The sequence below is a fragment of the Nonlabens sp. YIK11 genome (assembly GCF_001413925.1).
Taxonomy (GTDB): Bacteria; Bacteroidota; Bacteroidia; order Flavobacteriales; family Flavobacteriaceae; genus Nonlabens.
Genome location: NZ_LBMJ01000001.1, coordinates 641,609 through 659,764 on the forward strand (window position 1 = coordinate 641,609; position 18,156 = coordinate 659,764).

The 18,156-nt window shown below is 41.9% G+C and carries 15 protein-coding genes; 3 read left to right on the top strand and 12 right to left on the bottom strand.

What is annotated here, in order from left to right:
- Positions 1-81: 81 nt before the first annotated feature.
- Together AAU57_RS02955 and AAU57_RS02960 are read right to left on the bottom strand one after the other, a co-directional pair.
- Entirely contained in the window at positions 82-1,626 is a 1,545-nt protein-coding gene (locus tag AAU57_RS02955) for a glycine--tRNA ligase (protein WP_055411505.1), read from the bottom strand.
- 105 nt (positions 1,627-1,731) lie between these two features.
- Positions 1,732-2,613 (bottom strand): hypothetical protein, encoded by an 882-nt coding sequence (locus AAU57_RS02960; RefSeq protein WP_055411506.1) that lies wholly within the window; start codon positions 2,611-2,613, stop codon positions 1,732-1,734.
- A gap of 39 nt (positions 2,614-2,652) precedes the next feature.
- Between AAU57_RS02960 and AAU57_RS02965 the strand changes: the two genes are divergently transcribed.
- A complete protein-coding gene (locus tag AAU57_RS02965; RefSeq protein ID WP_055411507.1) occupies positions 2,653-3,339 on the top strand; it encodes a ComF family protein in 687 nt (228 codons plus the stop codon).
- A 33-nt stretch (positions 3,340-3,372) separates the two neighbouring features.
- Positions 3,373-4,974, top strand: a complete 1,602-nt coding sequence (locus tag AAU57_RS02970; RefSeq protein ID WP_055411508.1) for an Ig-like domain-containing protein — start codon at positions 3,373-3,375, stop codon at positions 4,972-4,974.
- Here the strand turns inward: AAU57_RS02970 and AAU57_RS02975 are convergent.
- Genes AAU57_RS02975 through AAU57_RS02990 form a run of 4 tightly spaced genes read right to left on the bottom strand, consistent with a single transcriptional unit; the run spans position 4,961 to position 8,623 of the window.
- The gene (locus AAU57_RS02975) at positions 4,961-5,737 is read right to left on the bottom strand and encodes a nitrilase family protein (RefSeq protein ID WP_055411509.1); all 777 of its coding nucleotides are present in this window, start codon (positions 5,735-5,737) and stop codon (positions 4,961-4,963) included. The two genes, AAU57_RS02970 and AAU57_RS02975, sit on opposite strands and share 14 nt — an antisense overlap.
- Before the next feature lie 5 nt (positions 5,738-5,742).
- The gene (locus AAU57_RS02980) at positions 5,743-6,879 is read right to left on the bottom strand and encodes a methionine aminotransferase (RefSeq protein ID WP_055411510.1); all 1,137 of its coding nucleotides are present in this window, start codon (positions 6,877-6,879) and stop codon (positions 5,743-5,745) included.
- A 20-nt stretch (positions 6,880-6,899) separates the two neighbouring features.
- Entirely contained in the window at positions 6,900-7,592 is a 693-nt protein-coding gene (locus AAU57_RS02985) for a LytR/AlgR family response regulator transcription factor (protein WP_082438520.1), read from the bottom strand.
- The gene (locus AAU57_RS02990) at positions 7,589-8,623 is read right to left on the bottom strand and encodes a sensor histidine kinase (RefSeq protein ID WP_055411512.1); all 1,035 of its coding nucleotides are present in this window, start codon (positions 8,621-8,623) and stop codon (positions 7,589-7,591) included. The genes AAU57_RS02985 and AAU57_RS02990 overlap by 4 nt, the downstream gene beginning before the upstream one ends.
- A gap of 187 nt (positions 8,624-8,810) precedes the next feature.
- Between AAU57_RS02990 and AAU57_RS02995 the strand changes: the two genes are divergently transcribed.
- Entirely contained in the window at positions 8,811-9,662 is an 852-nt protein-coding gene (locus tag AAU57_RS02995) for a DUF5694 domain-containing protein (protein ID WP_055411513.1), read from the top strand.
- Positions 9,663-9,713: 51 nt separating this feature from the next.
- On the opposite strand, the gene AAU57_RS03000 is transcribed toward AAU57_RS02995, so the two are convergent.
- The 6 genes from AAU57_RS03000 to AAU57_RS03025 form a co-directional block, all read right to left on the bottom strand.
- Entirely contained in the window at positions 9,714-11,678 is a 1,965-nt protein-coding gene (locus tag AAU57_RS03000) for a DUF2075 domain-containing protein (protein ID WP_055411514.1), read from the bottom strand.
- A 117-nt stretch (positions 11,679-11,795) separates the two neighbouring features.
- Entirely contained in the window at positions 11,796-12,542 is a 747-nt protein-coding gene (locus tag AAU57_RS03005; protein ID WP_055411515.1) for a succinate dehydrogenase/fumarate reductase iron-sulfur subunit, read from the bottom strand.
- A 94-nt stretch (positions 12,543-12,636) separates the two neighbouring features.
- A complete protein-coding gene (locus AAU57_RS03010) occupies positions 12,637-14,640 on the bottom strand; it encodes a fumarate reductase/succinate dehydrogenase flavoprotein subunit (RefSeq protein WP_055411516.1) in 2,004 nt (667 codons plus the stop codon).
- A gap of 2 nt (positions 14,641-14,642) precedes the next feature.
- A complete protein-coding gene (locus tag AAU57_RS03015; RefSeq protein ID WP_055411517.1) occupies positions 14,643-15,314 on the bottom strand; it encodes a succinate dehydrogenase cytochrome b subunit in 672 nt (223 codons plus the stop codon).
- A 274-nt stretch (positions 15,315-15,588) separates the two neighbouring features.
- The gene (locus AAU57_RS03020) at positions 15,589-16,578 is read right to left on the bottom strand and encodes a PKD domain-containing protein (RefSeq protein WP_055411518.1); all 990 of its coding nucleotides are present in this window, start codon (positions 16,576-16,578) and stop codon (positions 15,589-15,591) included.
- Positions 16,579-16,589: 11 nt separating this feature from the next.
- Positions 16,590-18,152: a hypothetical protein gene (locus AAU57_RS03025; protein WP_055411519.1), complete on the bottom strand. Its 1,563-nt coding sequence runs from the start codon at positions 18,150-18,152 to the stop codon at positions 16,590-16,592.
- Between the last annotated feature and the right edge of the window lie 4 nt (positions 18,153-18,156).

Here is an 18,156-nt window from a genome sequence, read left to right on the forward strand (position 1 = left end):
ATCCAAGTGCAAACATTTATAAAACAAAAAGGGTAAACTTCAAGTTTACCCTTTTTTGAATCGTTTAATATGTGATAACGATTATATCTTTCTCAACCACTCACTCATGGCCACACGCTTTTCTAGATAAGTTTTCAAATCTTTAATGGCAATGCGTTCTTGGGTCATGGTATCGCGATCGCGCACGGTTACGGCTTGATCTTCTTTAGTATCGTGGTCAATGGTTACACAAAATGGTGTCCCGTTAGCATCCTGGCGTCTGTAGCGGCGTCCTATGGCGTCTTTTTCATCATACTGGACTTTCATGGACCATTTGAGATCGTTGATGATTTCTTCAGCGATTTCTGGTAATCCGTCTTTTTTGAGTAATGGTAGAATCGCAGCTTTTACCGGTGCTAATACCGCTGGAATTTTCAGAACGGTACGTTCAGATCCATCTTCTAGGGTTTCCTCAACTAATGCAGTAGAGAACACCGCCAAGAACATTCTATCCAATCCAATGGATGTCTCGATCACATAAGGAACGTAGTTCTTGTTCTCTTCATGATCAAAGAACTGTAATTTTTTACCACTGTACTCTTCATGAGCCTTGAGGTCAAAGTCTGTTCTGGAGTGGATTCCTTCCAGTTCCTTGAAGCCAAATGGGAAATTGAACTCAATATCTGTCGCCGCATTAGCATAATGCGCTAGCTTTTCATGGTCGTGAAAACGATAATTATCTGCTCCCAAACCTAGTGAGCTGTGCCACGCCATACGCTTCTCTTTCCATACTTCAAACCATTCCAGTTCCGTGCCTGGTTTGACAAAGTATTGCATTTCCATCTGCTCAAATTCTCGCTGACGGAATATAAACTGTCTCGCAACTATCTCATTTCTAAATGCTTTACCGGTCTGCGCAATCCCAAACGGAATCTTCATACGTCCCGATTTTTGAACGTTTAGGAAGTTCACAAAAATACCTTGAGCTGTTTCTGGACGTAAATACAAATCAGTCGCTGTGTCTGCACTGGCACCTATCTTAGTCCCGAACATCAAATTGAACTGACGTACATCAGTCCAGTTCTTAGAACCCGTATCTGGATCTGCGATTTCCAATTCTTCAATCAATGCCTTTACACCGGCAAGATCTTCGGCCTGTAGCAATTTTGCGAGGCGCTCTACCGGTTCTTTGGATTTTTTCAGGTAACCTACCACACGAGGATTGGTCTCGCTGTAGAGCTTTGCGTCAAAGTCTTCACCAAATCTATTGGCTGCTTTCTCGATCTCCTTATTCGCTTTTTGCAAGTGCTTCTCGCAATAATCCTCGATAAGTACATCGGCGCGATAGCGTTTTTTGGAATCTTTATTGTCGATCAATGGATCGTTAAAGGCATCCACGTGACCAGAAGCTTTCCAGGTTGTGGGATGCATAAAGATGGCTGCATCGATCCCAACGATATCCTGGTTGAGCTGCGTCATGGCCTGCCACCAGTACTCACGTATATTTTTCTTTAACTCGGCTCCATTCTGGCCGTAGTCGTAGACAGCCTGCAAGCCGTCATAGATCTCACTGGATTGGAATACATAACCGTACTCCTTTGCGTGTGAGAGTACCTTTTTGAACTGATCTTGATCGTTGTTTGCCATAGCTGGCAAAGTTAAAAAAAGGCTTGGATTGAAGTAGTTGGATGAGAATTATTTCGCTTTCGCGAAAGCGAAAACATCAACCGCACTCTTTTTTACTTAGAAAATCTATCTAAAAACAACCTCACTGCTCGATACGCGCACAGGTCCATTGAAGAGGTTGACGCGATAGGAACCTTTGGTAATTTTATCGACATCTGCCTCTACCAGCTCACAAATGTCCAGTTCTTTACCTTGATAATTGAACTCTACAATTTTGGAATAGGTAAGTGTTTGCGTTTCAAAGCTTACGGTTTTAGTCACGCCCATCACGTTGTTTTCTGGGTTGATGACCTGCAGGTAGAATTTGTTGACACCTTTTGGCGCAAGGCCGTTTTCTGGTAAGGTGAAACACACTTTTAAATCGTCCACGCGGCTGGCCTTATCGTTCACGATTTGTCGTCCAGATCTTCTTATGATGACGCCTTCCATGGTGAAATTGGTAGGAATGAGTGTGGCTGCTTTCTCTACTTCTTTGCTCAGGGAATTGACCGTTTCAGTTTGCAGCTCTGCTTTAATGATCTCTTGATTGAGCGCTGCCAGTGTGCTGTCATTGATACGCACGAGATAGTTGTTGCTTTTTTCAAGATCTGCAATGCGGTTGTTGAGTTTGACACGCTCTTCTTTGATGCGACTCAATTCCTGGCGCAAACGGGACATAACTGCCACGCTGCCTTCAAGATTGATCACGCTGTCTCGCAACCTTGTGATGCGTTGTCTGGCATCGATCAGGTCGTTGCTTAGCATGTTGCCTTTTTCAATTTCGGCAGTGTATTCCAGAGAGATGTTCTTGAGTTCTTCTTCAATGCGCTCCTTTTCCTGGGTAAGGCTGCCTTTGATTTCTTCATTCTCTTGGTATGTGGTGTAGGACCAGTAGGCGAGAAGGACGAGTAGCAGTACAATGACTGCAAAAAATATCTTGAGAAAACGATTGTCTTGGGTAGATGCCATGAGCTTGTTTATCTTTAGTGTGCTAAGCTATTAATTTTTATGCAGTCGTTAGTTCGGGATTTTGTTAATCTATTGTACCCAGAAACCTGTACGGGCTGCGATATATCACTATCTGCCGGTGAAGAAACCTTGTGCACGCGTTGCCGCATGCTTTTGCCGGTCGCTTACCACGACTTGATTCAAAACGACAAAATGCGGGAATTGTTTTATGCACGCATCCCTTTATTACACCTTACGAGCCTTCTATACTATGAAAAGATAGGCACGGTTCAACGGTTGATCCATGCCTTGAAGTACCAAAAACAGGAACACATAGGCACGTTTATGGGTAAATGGCTGGGCAGCCTACTGGCGACTGATCCGCGATTTGCAGACGTGGACCTGGTAGTTGCCGTACCGGTGCATCCCAAAAGGTTGCGTGAAAGAGGTTATAATCAGGTGACAAAGTTTGGTCAATGTATTGCAGATGAGTTGGGAGTTCGCTTTCGCGAAAGCGTGCTTACCAAAAACCGCAACACCATCAAACAAGCACAATTGGACCAGAGACATCGCAGTGACGAGACCCAATCACCCTATGCCATCGCTGAAGAAATCCCAGAAAACCAGCACGTTTTACTAGTCGACGACGTGGTCACCACGGGAACGACCTTGACCTTGTGTGCACGTGAATTGCTTAAAATTAAGGGCACGCGCATTTCTATGGCGACTATGGGAATATCAGTATAAAATATCTGTTAACTTGCGAGCGTTTTGAAAATTGTGAGAAAGAAATACAGCCATTACTTGTGGACCATTGCCATCGCCATTTTACTGGTTCAGTGTGCCAAACGCGGATCGCCCAGCGGTGGTCCTATTGACGAGACGCCGCCAGAGATCCTGCGTGCTTTTCCAGATAATTACACGGTCAATTTTACGAACCAGAAGATTGAAATCACGTTTGATGAATATATCAAACTGAAGGATTTACAAAAGCAACTGGTCATTTCGCCACCGCTCAAGAATCGTCCTTTGATACGACCTCAAGGTGGTGTGTCCAAAAAATTAACGATCGAGATTACAGATACTTTGCTGGAGAATACGACTTATGTTCTCAATTTCGGCCAGAGTATCGTTGATAATACAGAAGGTAATCCGTATCCATTTTTCAAATATGTTTTTAGTACGGGAAGCTACATTGACTCCTTAAAATTGAGTGGAAGCATTAGTGATGCGCTTAATAACAAGGCAGATGATTTTGTCAACGTCATGTTGTACGAAGTGGATAGTGCCTATACAGATTCTGTTATTTATAAAGAAACGCCTAGGTATGTCGTGAATACGCTGGACAGTCTCACCACTTTTACCATGGAAAATTTAAAAGCAGGTACCTATAGGCTGGTAGCGCTTAAGGAAAAATCCAGTAATTTAAAATTTGATCCGCAAGGAGATAAGATAGGGTTCATTAGCGAACCTATCACCGTACCAACTGATGAGACCTATAATATCCAGATGTATGAGCCCATTCAGGATAAAGCATTGAGACGTGCCACTCACGTGGGACAGAGCCGTATACAAATAGGTTATTATGGAGAGCTGGACAGCCTGAATGTTGAACCACTGGATAAGTCGTTAATTAGTGAAAGCAGAATCACAAAACTTGAAAAAACAGACACTTTAGAATACTGGTATAAACCAATAATTGAGCAGGACAGTCTGGTATTACTGGCATCCTATGGTAGTTTTCAGGACACGTTAACGGCTAGATTGAAAGAAAATCTGGACGTGGACAGCCTTTCCGTTCAAAAGTATGGTCAGTTTAAATTGAGCTCGCCATTACAATTAAATGCCAACACGCCTATTGTAGATATCAACCCATTGTTGATGGACTTGATCGATAAGGATTCGGTTCCGCAGGATTTTGGGATACGATTGGATTCCCTTAAAAACGTAATGACGTATTCCTTTAATGTCCAGCCAGAGCAACGTTATAATTTGAGATTGCTTCCAGGCGCGGTCACTGATTTTTATGGCTATACCAACGATACCATAACGAGCGTGTACACGACTAAGGCGGCATCAGATCTTGGGAATATTCCTGTCACATTAGAAGGTGGCTCGCAATTTCCCGTAATCATACAAATCGTCACAGAAAAGCTGGATGTCGTAGCCTCCATAACGGCATCAAAGAACGACACCTATAACTTTGAATACCTAGACCCCAACAATTATTACATAAGAGTCATCTATGATAGTAACAATAATGGACGCTACGATCCAGGTAACTGGCTGTTAAATCGGCAACCTGAGAAAGTCGTGTACTATCCAGAGTTGATACCATTACAGGCGAATTGGGATTATATCACTACGGTCAAGCTAGAGTAAAGCCATCACGATCTTCTAAGAATCTTAGTTTATTACGATTGTAATGAATGTTTTCCTTGTCCAATTCGACGGTTTTAACGTCTTCGGTTTCCCAAGGATGTTCCAATAATTCATGACCCAATACATCATAAACCTGAGAATGACCGCTGTAGTCCATACCGGTACCGTCGGTTCCTACTCGATTGACACCTATGCAATAGGCCATGTTTTCTATCGCACGTGCTTTCAATAAAGCATCCCAAGCGTTCACTCTTGGTACGGGCCAGTTAGCCACATAAAGCAGAACATCATAATCCTGTACATTACGAGCAAAAACCGGAAACCTCAAATCATAACAAATCTGCAGGTTAAATTTCCATTCTTTATAGGTTGCGATGACCGGTTTTTGACCAGCGTCAAAGACTTCATGTTCACCAGCTAGAGTGAACGTATGCCTCTTGTCGTACAGCGTGAAATCACCATCGGGTTTCATAAAAACACCTCGGTTACAATAACCACCATTGTCTTTTACGAACATGACACTACCATAAATAGCAAAGTCGCCAGCCATGGCGTGGTCTTTAAACCAGTCATAGATGGAATAGGAGTGCGCTAGATCTTTTGGTTTCATGGAAAAACCTGTCGTAAACATCTCAGGTAAAATCAAAAGATCTGTTTTTCCATAAAGCGCCTTTAGTTTCTGATCAAAAGCGTTGAGGTTAGCTTCTGGATTTTCCCAGATCAATGAAGTTTGGATCAGAGATACTTTTAGTTTTTCAGACATAGCTTTCACAATTCATTTAAAATTTTAGCGGCTGCAACCAGCTCTTCATCTTCTTTGGCAAAGCAAAATCGCAGCATTTCAGGATCACGACCTTGCATAAAAACCGATATAGGAATACTAGCAATCTTGTGGTTGATGGTTATCGCTTTCGCGAAAGCGAGATCACTTTCATCTGTAATTTCAGAATAGTCCAGCAGTTGGAAATAGGTACTTTCTGAAGGTTTGAATTGGAACCTGCTATCCTTGATCAGGTTGAGAAACAGGTCGCGCTTGCGCTGGTAAAACTGACCCAAATCCAGATAATGCTGTGGTTGTTTTAAATAATGGGCAATGGCATGTTGTATGGGTTGATTAACACAAAAAACAACTTGTTGGTGCACCTTCAAAAACTCTTTCATAAGCGCTGGCGGCGCTAGGCAAAACCCGGTTTTCCAACCGGTGACGTGAAACGTCTTGCCAAAACTGCCCATCACAAAACTGCGTTCTTTCAAGCCTGGATAGCGGCTCGCGCTGCGATGCTCGTGATCATCAAAAACCATGAACTCATAAACCTCATCGCTCAAAACAATTAGATCGTTTTCAACGGCAATTTTTTCCAGCTGGAGCATGTCCTCGTGGGTCATTAACTTCCCGCTGGGATTGTGTGGCGAGTTGATGATGATCATCTTGGTCTTGGAACTAATAGCATCTCGCACATGATCCCAGTCGATGGTAAAATCAGGCATCCTCATGGGAATCTTTATGGGAATACCGCCAGCCACTTTTATGGCAGGTTCATAACAATCGTAAGCTGGCGTGAACAATATGACCTCATCGCCCTTGAAAACGGTTGCCTGAATAGCTGTGAAAATTCCTTGAGTGGCACCTGCCGTGATACAGATTTCCTGATTTGGATCGTAAAATGCTTGATGTTGTGATTCAAACATCTGGCTTATGGCCACACGCAAGGCCGGCAAACCCGTCATGGGCGCGTACTGATTATGATCCTCCAGAATGGCCTGTGAAGCGAGCTCTTTAAGTTCCTGACTTGCTGGAAAACTGGGAAATCCCTGTGACATATTGAGCGCACCGTGCTGGATCGCCAGCTGCGTCATTTCGGCAAAGATGGATTTAGGGTTTTCTGGGAGTTTAGAGCGAGTCATCCCATAAAAATAAGAGATTATCACCCATTTACCCTATCAAAAAAGGCTTTCTTATAGGTCTCACTCACGGGAATGTAATCTCCTAAAATCACAGCTCGATTGCGCTCAATGAACTCGATCTTATCCATGGCGATGAGGTAGCTTTTGTGCACACGCATAAAATTTGTTCCAGGCAAGGTCTTCTCATAATGCTTCAGGTTTTCAAGCGTATGGATTTTTTTATCTGCCGTCACAATGGTCACATAATCTGCCATTCCCTTGATGTAGTGTATGTCTGCAAGATTGATCTTGAGCGTTTTATATTCACTTTTTACAAAAATATAGTCTGGTACGCTGGTAGTTGAAACGGTAGAAGAGGTTGAGCTTCGGCTTTGAAACTTAGCAACAGATTTCTGGAAGCGCTCCAGAGAAATGGGTTTTAGCAGGTAATCCACCACGTCCAGTTCGTATCCCTGCACGGCATATTGATCATAAGCCGTTGTAAAAATGATGGGAAATTTGTTCCCGACGATTTTAGAGAACTGCATGCCAGAAAGCTCTGGCATTTGAATGTCAGAAAAAATAAGGTCTGGTTGTAGCTGTTCCAGCTCTTGCAGCGCTTTAATAGGATTGGTAAACGATTGTAGCAACTCCACACCATCCGTGTGTTTGATGTGCGATTCCAGCAATTCTAGCGCAAGTGGCTCATCGTCTATAAGGATGCATTTGATCATGATGGAAAATGGATTTTAATGACAACGGTAAACACTTCGTCCGCAATCGTTTTATCAAAGCTATAGTCGCTGCCATAGGTGAGTTGTAAGCGCTTTTGCAGGTTTTCTATACCTATTCCGCCTACACTATCTTTTTGGCGTTGTGCGATCGCATTGGACACTTTTAAATGCAGCGTTTTTTGTTCCAAACCTATATGGATGGTAATCGGCAGATTAGGATCGGTTACCACGCCATGTTTAAAGGCATTTTCCACGAGTGGCATGAGCAGAAATGGCGTTACTTGAAGATGCAGTGCTTGTGGATCGCAGTGTATGGTGGTTTGTACGCTTTCGCGAAAGCGTAACTTCTCCAATTCTACATAACCCAGGACAGCATCGATTTCTTCACTAACCGTCACCAGTTTGTCGGTCTCATAAAGGCTGTACCGAAGTAATTGGCCCAACTTTTCCGTTGCTGCCAATGCCTTATCAGATCCCATATTGATCAAGGCGTAGATGTTGTTGAGCATGTTAAACAAAAAATGCGGATTGATCTGCGACTTGAGAAAGGCCAGCTCTGACTTTTTGTTCTCAAGCACTAATTCCTGCTGCTGCTGGTCGCGTATCACGGCATAGTTGACAAAAAACCAGCAAACTCCAAAAGCGGTGTACAAAATCGCATAATACAGATTGTCGCTGATGTAGTAAAGCGCGGTCGTGCCCTCGTAATAATTGCCATAACCAGTGATGGCCTTGAGGACGACTTCTTCTACCAGGTAACGCAGCCCAATGACGCCCAAAGCGATCGTAATAATACCGGCAACGGTAATCCACTTAGGTTGTTTTTTGTAACGGTAATAGAGAAATAGGTAAGAAAAAAGCGCGTAGCAAATGAATAGTAGTGCAGACTGCAGTATAGATAGTGTGAATTCTATGGGGTTTTCCAAAAATCTTTGCCAGTATTCTGGCGAGCGCATCAAATCACGCAGCACTTCCATAATGAGAAAGAACCCAAAAAAGGATACGATAAAACGTCCCAATCTTAATTTCATGAAGTGAAGTTAGCAAAGTGTAAGGGAAACGCAGTGCAAGTATCTATGAACTCGAGGATTCTGTCTATGAAATGGGTAGCTCTTTTTTTACGGGTTTGGTCGAGTGAATTTCAGACTTGGTAGATTAGGCTCTTTGGACGCTTGGATGTGGTGATAGATTTGGCTCAATAAACAACAACAACATATCATGAGAACACTTATTCTATCCATCGCATTTATCGCAACCGCAGCATTCACAATTTATGCCCAAGACTTTAATGAGGAGCAATTATTACAACAAAGCAAGGAAGCTTTTCAGTTTGACGGCGCAGACGTTTTATTATTGGGTACCTGGCACATGGGTTATACCAGTGATGCCAATAAATCAAGTTATGACGCCAGCCTACCACAAAGAAGAGATGAAATAGCCGAACTGGCGGTTCAACTTGCAAACCAATTCAAACCCACAAAAATATTGGTTGAGGTAACTCCTGAAGAGCAGCACACCATGGATTCTTTATACGCAGCGTACCTTAAAAATCCCAAGGAAATAAGTACCTATCATGGCGAGGTTGGCCTTCTAGCATTTCAAATCGCCAGAGCTAGCGGTGCAAAGCTGCATGCGATAGATCACAAAATGGGATATGACTATAATAGTATTGCTCAACTAGCAGCAACAACTGGCAATAGCATCATGCAGGATTATTATGGGCAGCTCATGCCGGTACTAGGACAAGCACAGCAATTAGAAAAAACAGCCAGTACTAAACAGTTGTATCGTTTTAGCAACACACCAGAATATTTAAGCTTTCTTAAAAATGTGAATGCAGATCTCATGACCTATATCAATACAGACGACAACTTTGAAGGCGCAGATACTGCAGCAGATTTCTATAAAAGAAACTTAAGGATTTTTGCAAACATTAACCGACTTGAGATCACGCCAGAAGCTCGTGTTCTAGTATTAAATGGCGGCGCACACGTGGCATTCTTCCATGACTTTATGAAGAATAGCCCTAGATATAACGTGGTAGATGCGCAGGAGTTTTTGAGGGATTAGATTTAACAATTGAGATTCCAGTCGACTTTTGATTTCAGAAGGGCTGGAATTTTATATTTCTACCAATCCAACGTTTTTTAAATATTGATAAGTTTCATCATAATAAGAATGTAGTCTAGTGTGGTCCTCTGCATCACCCTTAGGAAGGTAAATCACCATACCTTGTCGAGCTCGAGTTAAAAGAACTCGGTAAGTGTTTTTCAAGTATTCTTGATGGATTTCTACATTGATATTCTGCCATTTAGTTCCTTTAAGTTTTTGATGACGCCATTGCATGTTTTCAACATAAAAGTTTGCACCCCAAGCCACGCAGCTCCAGTCTATTTCCAAACCTTGAATATCAAATTCAGTTGCGACATCCTCCAAAAAATAGGAAGACCTAATGTCTTCTTTATGATTTAGAAACCAATTCGAGGCTGAAATCTCATTTTTCACATCGATCCCTAGTGGCCTTAATCTACGAGCTCCAGAGGACGCAATTACACCAATTCTTTCGGTACCTTTAGATTGATCTTTAAGCCAAGATTTTGCAATTTCAAGATTCCTAGTCAGTACGATTGGATATAGCTCATGTATTTTTTCATAAAGAAGCTTTGCATTTTTTAAATTAAGATCCAATAACTCTTGGATGAATTTTGAGAGTAATTCTGAGCGAAATGAGCGTACGGAAACAGCTAGGTGTAAATCCTTATTACTAGTTCCATTGTTTTCAAGAAATAATTTACTCTTAACTGATCGTAAATAATTTTTATCTGAAATGATAGAAGTGGAATAATGAACACTCCAGTCAGGAAAGCTACGTGATAGAGATACAACCCATTCTTCAAGACCTGCCTCACCAGTATTGATTTCTTGACCGCCACCAATAAGACAAATGATAACGCACCAATCAATATGTCGATCCATAACGTCTATCAGGAATTCTGGCTCGGACATATTAAAGTCATCTTTTCCTTTTTTTCTTTTCATGAATGAACTGGTTTGATCCAAGGTCCAGGCTCTCTGAGCTTCATCAAAAACGACCACTTTTTCAATCGGTGCTCTAGATGATTTCAGATTATCATCTCTGAAATGATGAATATTTTGGATAAAAGCATTTGCCTTAATAGCGGCTTGCTTTTTCGTTATTTTTAAATTTTTAGCTTTAGCAGTTTTGACTTCATCTCTTGTTAATGCTTCTCTCAAAACCTCCACTAAAGGACCATTACCAGACAAAAAAACCGCGTGTTCATCTTCATCAGTTTTCATTCTATCCACAGCTATATTCAAACCTGCTAACGTTTTTCCAGCGCCAGGAACTCCAGTGATAAAGCAAATCGATTTTTTTGAGTTTTGTTTTGAAAATTCAATTATTGAGTTAATATAACTGGAAGTTCGTGATAAGTTGATGGCCCCAGAATCAGACCTTGTTATCTCTTTGACATTATGACCTTTATAAAGAGCTTGTGCTGCTTCTACGATAGTTGGGGTAGGCTTATAGATTGAATTCTCCCAATAAACGTGATCAATTGTAGCGCTACCAAGCGTCAAAAATGATTTAATAATTGAACTAATATTGTGTTTATTTGCTTTTGCCGCCATCTGTAATTTTTTAACAGAATGCAAATCTTCTTCAACTATTTCCGCCTCAGTCGAAATTAATAAAGGAATTAGGGTGAGGTTATGGCTGCCTTCATGAAAGTTTTTTAAATCGATCGAATAATCTATAACTTGTTCCAGTGCATTTTTATCGTATTTGTTGGAACCGATTTTAAATTCAACAACAAACGCGATATTTTTAATTATAAGAATATTGTCAACTCGTTTCCCCATTCTGGGAATAGCAAACTCAAAATATATTTTACCTTCTATAGTTTTTAATTGCTCCTTCAATATCTCAATCTGAGCTTTCCAAGCATTCTTTTGTAATTCATCTAGAGTTTTATTTTCATGATTTGAACTCAATTCACCATAAATTTTGACCGAATCGGTTTGTAGAAACTTTTCTATAGAATCGCTGTAATAAGCTCTTTGCATCAATTGTTATTTAAAAGAGGAGAAATTTACAATGAATAATTAAAGAGTAGAAAAATCCTAAAATCAAAAAACCCGATTCTTTAAGAATCGGGTTTTTTAAATGATTTGAATGATGGTTTAACCTAAAACTTCAGCCTTAAGGTATTCACGGTTCATTCTTGCAATATTTTCTAGTTTGATGCCTTTAGGACATTCTACCATACAGGCTCCAGTGTTGGAACAGTTACCAAAACCTTCTTCATCCATCTGGCGCACCATCGCTTCTACACGCTCTGTAGCTTCCAGTTCACCTTGTGGCAACAATGCGTACTGGGAAATCTTAGCACTGGTAAATAGCATCGCACTCGCGTTTTTACACGCCGCTACACAAGCACCACAACCTATACAGGTTGCAGACCAGAACGCCTCGTCTGCCTTGCTCTTTTCAATAGGAGTAGCGTTAGCATCCTGAGTGTTACCAGAGGTGTTGACAGAAATGTAACCACCAGCCTGCTGTATTCTATCAAAAGCAGAACGGTCCACGATTAAATCCTTCACTACAGGGAAAGCCTTGGCTCTCCATGGTTCGATGGTAATGGTATCACCGTCATTGAATTTACGCATGTGCAATTGACACGTCGTGGTCAATTTTTGCGGCCCATGCGGCTCACCGTTGATCATCATGTTACAAGATCCACAGATTCCCTCGCGACAATCGTGGTCAAACTCTACTGGGACATCACCTTTGTTGATCAACTCCTCATTAAGGATGTCCATCATTTCAAGAAAAGACATGTCACCATCAACGCCGTCCAGCGGGTAATCTACCAACTTTCCTTTTACGTTAGGTCCTTCTTGTCTCCAGATTTTTAGGTTTAATTTCATATCTGCTGTCTGTTAATCGTGGTGTGCAACTGGTGTTGATACCACAGTGTTATTTTGAATAATTCGCTTTCGCGAAAGCGAACTAATTACAATCTTATTTATAAGATCTGGTTTTTAATTCTACGTTTTCAAAGACGAGTTCTTCCTTGTGGAGCTTGGCATCACGTGGATTTTCATTGTATTCCCATGCGGCTACATAAGCATAGTTCTCGTCATCACGCAAGGCTTCACCTTCTGGCGTTTGATACTCCTCACGGAAGTGTCCACCACAGCTCTCGTTGCGGTCCAAAGCATCCTTTGCAAACAATTCACCCAGCTCCAAGAAGTCTGCCACACGGCCAGCTTTCTCAAGCTCTTGGTTCTTAGTATCTGCACTACCAGTCACTCTCACGTTTGCCCAGAAGTCTGCTCTAAGCTCACTGATTTCATCCATGGCTTTTTGTAGATCTGTCGCGTTGCGAGACATTCCACATTTGTTCCACATGATAAGACCCAGTTTCTTGTGATAATAATCCACAGAGTGCTTTCCAGAGGCGTTCATCAGTTTCTCGATACGCTCCTTAGTATCTTTTTCTGCTTGTTCAAATTCTGGAGTATCTGTAGAGATTTCTCCCGTACGTATTTCATTAGCCAGATAATCACCTATGGTGTATGGAAGTACAAAATAACCATCTGCTAGACCTTGCATCAATGCACTTGCTCCTAGACGGTTGGCACCGTGGTCAGAGAAGTTAGCCTCACCAGCTGCAAAACAGCCAGGAATGGTGGTTTGTAGGTTATAATCTACCCAAAGGCCGCCCATGGTGTAGTGAACTGCAGGGAAAATCTTCATAGGCACCTCATATGGATTGTCATCAGAGATGTTCTGATACATATCAAATAAGTTACCATACTTCTTCTTGATGACTTCCTTACCTAGTTTGATCATTTCCTCTTCACTGGCATTTTTGTGACCGTGTGTCAAGGCTTCTACCTTACCATAACGCTTGAAGGCTGCTTCAAAGTCGAGGTAAACGGCTTGACCCGTTTTGTTCACTCCGTAACCGGCATCACAACGCTCTTTGGCCGCTCTAGAGGCCACATCACGTGGCACTAGGTTACCAAAGGCTGGATAACGACGTTCTAGGTAGTAATCTCTATCTTCTTCAGGTATGTTGACACCTTTAAGCTTTCCTGCACGGATAGCCTCAGCATCTTCTTTTTTCTTAGGAACCCAGATACGTCCATCATTTCTCAATGATTCTGACATCAAGGTCAATTTGGATTGGTGTTCACCACTTACTGGAATACAAGTTGGGTGAATTTGAGTATAACATGGGTTTGCAAAGAAAGCACCACGGCGGTGTGTTCTCCATGCCGCCATCACGTTACTTCCCATTGCATTAGTAGATAGGAAAAATACGTTTCCATAACCACCAGAGGCGATCACTACGGCATGTGCACCATGACGCTCTATTTCTCCAGTGACAAGGTTACGAGCGATGATACCACGAGCTTTTCCATCCACAACCACAAGATCTAACATCTCATGACGGTTGAATGGCTGTACTTTACCGCGATTAATTTGTCTGTTCAATGCAGAATATGCTCCCAACAATAATTGCTGTCCAGTTTGTCCTGCTGCATAGAAAGTTCTTGAAACAAGAACTCCACCAAAGGAGCGGTTGTCCAACAGTCCACCATACTCACGTGCAAAGGGAACACCTTGTGCCACGCACTGGTCAATGATATTGGAAGAAACTTCCGCTAGGCGATATGTGTTAGCCTCTCTTGAGCGGTAATCACCACCTTTGATCGTGTCGTAAAACAAGCGATAATTAGAGTCACCATCACCTTGATAGTTTTTGGCAGCATTGATACCGCCTTGTGCCGCAATGGAGTGTGCACGACGTGGCGAGTCATTGTAGCAAAATGTCTTAACGTTGTAACCTAACTCACCTAGAGTCGCAGCAGCAGAGCTTCCTGCAAGTCCAGTTCCCACAACGATCACGTCAATGTTACGTTTGTTCGCTGGATTGACCAGGTTAATATTGTTTTTATGATTGACCCATTTTTCCTCTAATGGTCCTTCAGGTACTTTAGAATCTAAAACTGCCATAATTATGCTGTTATATGATTAAAATGGTGATAAAGAGCGATGAAGATAAATCCAGCTGGGATCAAAATTGACCATGCATAAGTGAATTTTCTCAAGCCATCACCTTTCTTGACGCTTTTCACACCCATGGACTGGAATGAGCTATTGAACCCATGCCATAAGTGTAGTGCTAGTAGAACAAATGAACCCACATAAATCCAGGTTCTCACTGGATCCACAAACTTTTCCTTCAATTCAGGTAAATAGCGTGTGGAATCCTCAACGCCTACCGCAATGTATTTATAGTTGATTTCATGAATCCAGAAATCGTAGAAATGCAATCCCAAAAACGCAAGTACAACCGCACCTGTCAAAATCATGTTTCTAGAGACCCATGAAGAGTTGGCATTACCATCAAATTTCTTGTATTTGATAGGTCTAGCCTTACTGTTTCTAATTTCCAGAATGATTCCCATCACAAAGTGTACGATGACGCCTGCGATCAAGATAGGTTGCAGTACAAACTGTACCAATGGGTTATATCCCATAAAATGGGACCACTCGTTAAAGGTATCAGGAGCGATGACCGATGTGATATTGATGGTAAAGTGCTGGGTAAGAAATACTACCAGAAATAAACCTGAAAGTGCCATTACCCATTTACGTGCAAGAGAAGATTTAACTAATGCGCTCATGTATCGATTTTTAAATTGTCGCAAAGATAGTTGGGAAAGCCGCTATATTCAATTAAGGCTTTTGTAATATCATAACTACCGGCTTTATTTTGATTCAATCTTAATAATCTAACTAAAAACTTGGCCTGCTTTGCCTCTTTTAAGTCGGCAATCTCCTCATACAATTACAGTTTATCGATAGGTAAGGTGGTTGGAGGTAGTTCGCTTTCGCGAAAGCGAACATAAAAAAAGCCGCTCTATCAAGAACGGCTTTTGAATGGGACTAAATTTCTTGTTAAGAACAAGTGGGATTGGGGTTCACAGGAACATCTGTGGTAAGTGTATGATACCAAGCCAGTGCTGGATCATTTCCTTGGATACATCTCAATACCATGCGATTCTCGGTAATCTCTAAAATTTCATACTCACTGCTGCCCACATACCAGCTAATGAAATTGTCATTAGGTAAAATCATGGTGGTTTTTCTGGACTCTTCCACTGGAACAACGGTGTCTGTTGTAGGAACGAATGTGATCACTCCTGGCGCTGGCGCATCAAACGGTAAACACTCATCTGCATTATTAGGGTTATCTGCAGATGGCCCGCCAAATTGACTTAGGTATGAATTATGGAAGTATGTACTGCCAAAATTGTTCAACTCAAAAACAACATCATTACCATCTTGTGTAAAGGTCATCTCATCTTCATAGAAGCACTCCGTCAACTCATTACAATACCTTCCAAAAGCTGGAACCGGGAAAAAGGCTGGTGTGTAGTAAGCAGCTGGTGCCTGTCCTGGAATTTGTTCAGGACTACTAGGTCCAACGCCCCAATGGCCACTTTCTGCCACTGACCAGTACCAGGTTTTGCTCGTACCGCCAGTTAGGAACTGTTTGGCTTCGGCATCGTCAAATGTGCTCAATACATCGATAACGATGGTTTCTGTGGTCGCAGCACCACCAGTTCCAGTTGCCGTCACCGTGACATTGTAACTTATAACACCCAACTGTACAAACCGATGTTCAATAACACCATTGAAGGTAGAACCTGTACGCCCATCACCAAAGTCGTAGGTGTAATTCAAAGTATTGTCTGCTGCGGCACTAAAAACAACAATACCGGTACCGTCTCCATTAGGATCTGCGACGCTTTGACCTTGTATGGCAACATTTATATTAAGATTGCTAGGAGTGATGATCTCTCCAAACTCAGTGTCATCATCTTGACAGGACTGGATGGAAATTCCTAGTACCAAGATCAACAATAGCTTATAATAATTTTTCATTGCAATGTCTTTTAGTTTGTTTGTGTCAATTCATCAATGTAGATCGTCTCTGCCGCTGAGGTTGCTCCCAGTGGATCAAAGAAAATGACTACGTTCCTAAGATCTTCGGTAGTATTACCGCTAAAGTTTTCAAACGTTAGTGTTTCCCAAGCGTTTGCCACGGTAGTCGTAACATTTGTCACCTCTTGGAACAAACTATTGTTGCCAACTCTTTCAACCTTAAGCCAAACCGGCAAGCCAGCTCTAGGCGAGTACACCTTTAACGTAAATGTTGTGTTAGCGTCAAATGTGGGTGCTTGATCAACCACGATCGCCACTAGAGCAAAATTATTAGGTCCCGTAGACGGTCTGTCAAATTGACCCACACGGCTCGAATTGTTTGCGGTGGTAGGGAAAGGGTTTGAAACTATAGAAAACGCTCCATTGTTGGTTCCTATATCAAATTGCCTTCTATCATCTTCAAAATTCAACGGAAGTACAACTGCTGGACTAGCAGCTAACTCAATATCATCAAAGTAGTTAACATCTCCCGTTGGAGCATTTCCTAAGTCAAAGAAAACCACGAAGCGACTGAATGGCTGCGTCGTATCAAGACCAGTGGTATCAAAAAAGAGGGATTCCCATTCATTCTGTACCGTGGTTGTTGCGGTATAATCTGGCGAGGAAATGGTACCGTCTGCATTTTCTAGCTTAAATGTAACCACAGTACCTATAGGCATGGGCGACCATGTTTTCATTCTAAAACTCTGCGCTCCTGAAAAATCAATTGGACCACTTAGGGGCACAACGATACCTCCAAAGGTTTGGCCGCCTACTTTTTCTAAACTTACAACCTTGTTACTCCTATTTCCAGCACTGATGTCTGGGTTATCAACGATAGAACCATTAGCCTCAAATGGGATCAAACCATAATCAAGCGTTGATGATTCAAAGTCTAATGGTAGCACGACTGGATCTTCAATGATGACCACTTCAGTAACCTCTGTGGTAGCTGCACCACCACTCAATGCGGTAACGGTAATGTCGTAACTACCGGTTGATGAATAATCATAATTCACCACTTCTCCTTCTAGGAATGTGATAGGGTCAGCATCTGGATCTTCTCCAAAGGTTACCTCAAAGGAGGTTTCAAAATCTGCAGTTGCAGTCACTGAAACTCCAAAGTTTGAGGAAGCACTTCTATTGATTGTCACTTCCAAGTTTTCAGGTTCCCTAAATGACACCGTGAGGTTTTTAACCACTTCAGCTGTTTGACCGTTAAGGCTAGTTGCTACCACACGTACTGGGAAAGTTCCTTCTGAATAATTTCTCTGTGCGTTTTCGCCTAGAGCGAGAATAGCAGATTCACTGCTACCATCGCCATAGAAAACCTCAAACCTGCTGACACTTTTACCTGACGGTGATATAGTCACTAGACCAGAGTTATCCTGAGTAATGCTAAAAATTATGTCAACATCTGTGGGCGCATCTATTTCTGCAGTGAGGTCTTGATTGTTATCATCGCTCTCACAGCTGTAAAAAAACAAACTGCTTGCTGCTATAAAAGCAACTAGAAAAAATTTAATATTTTTCATTTCA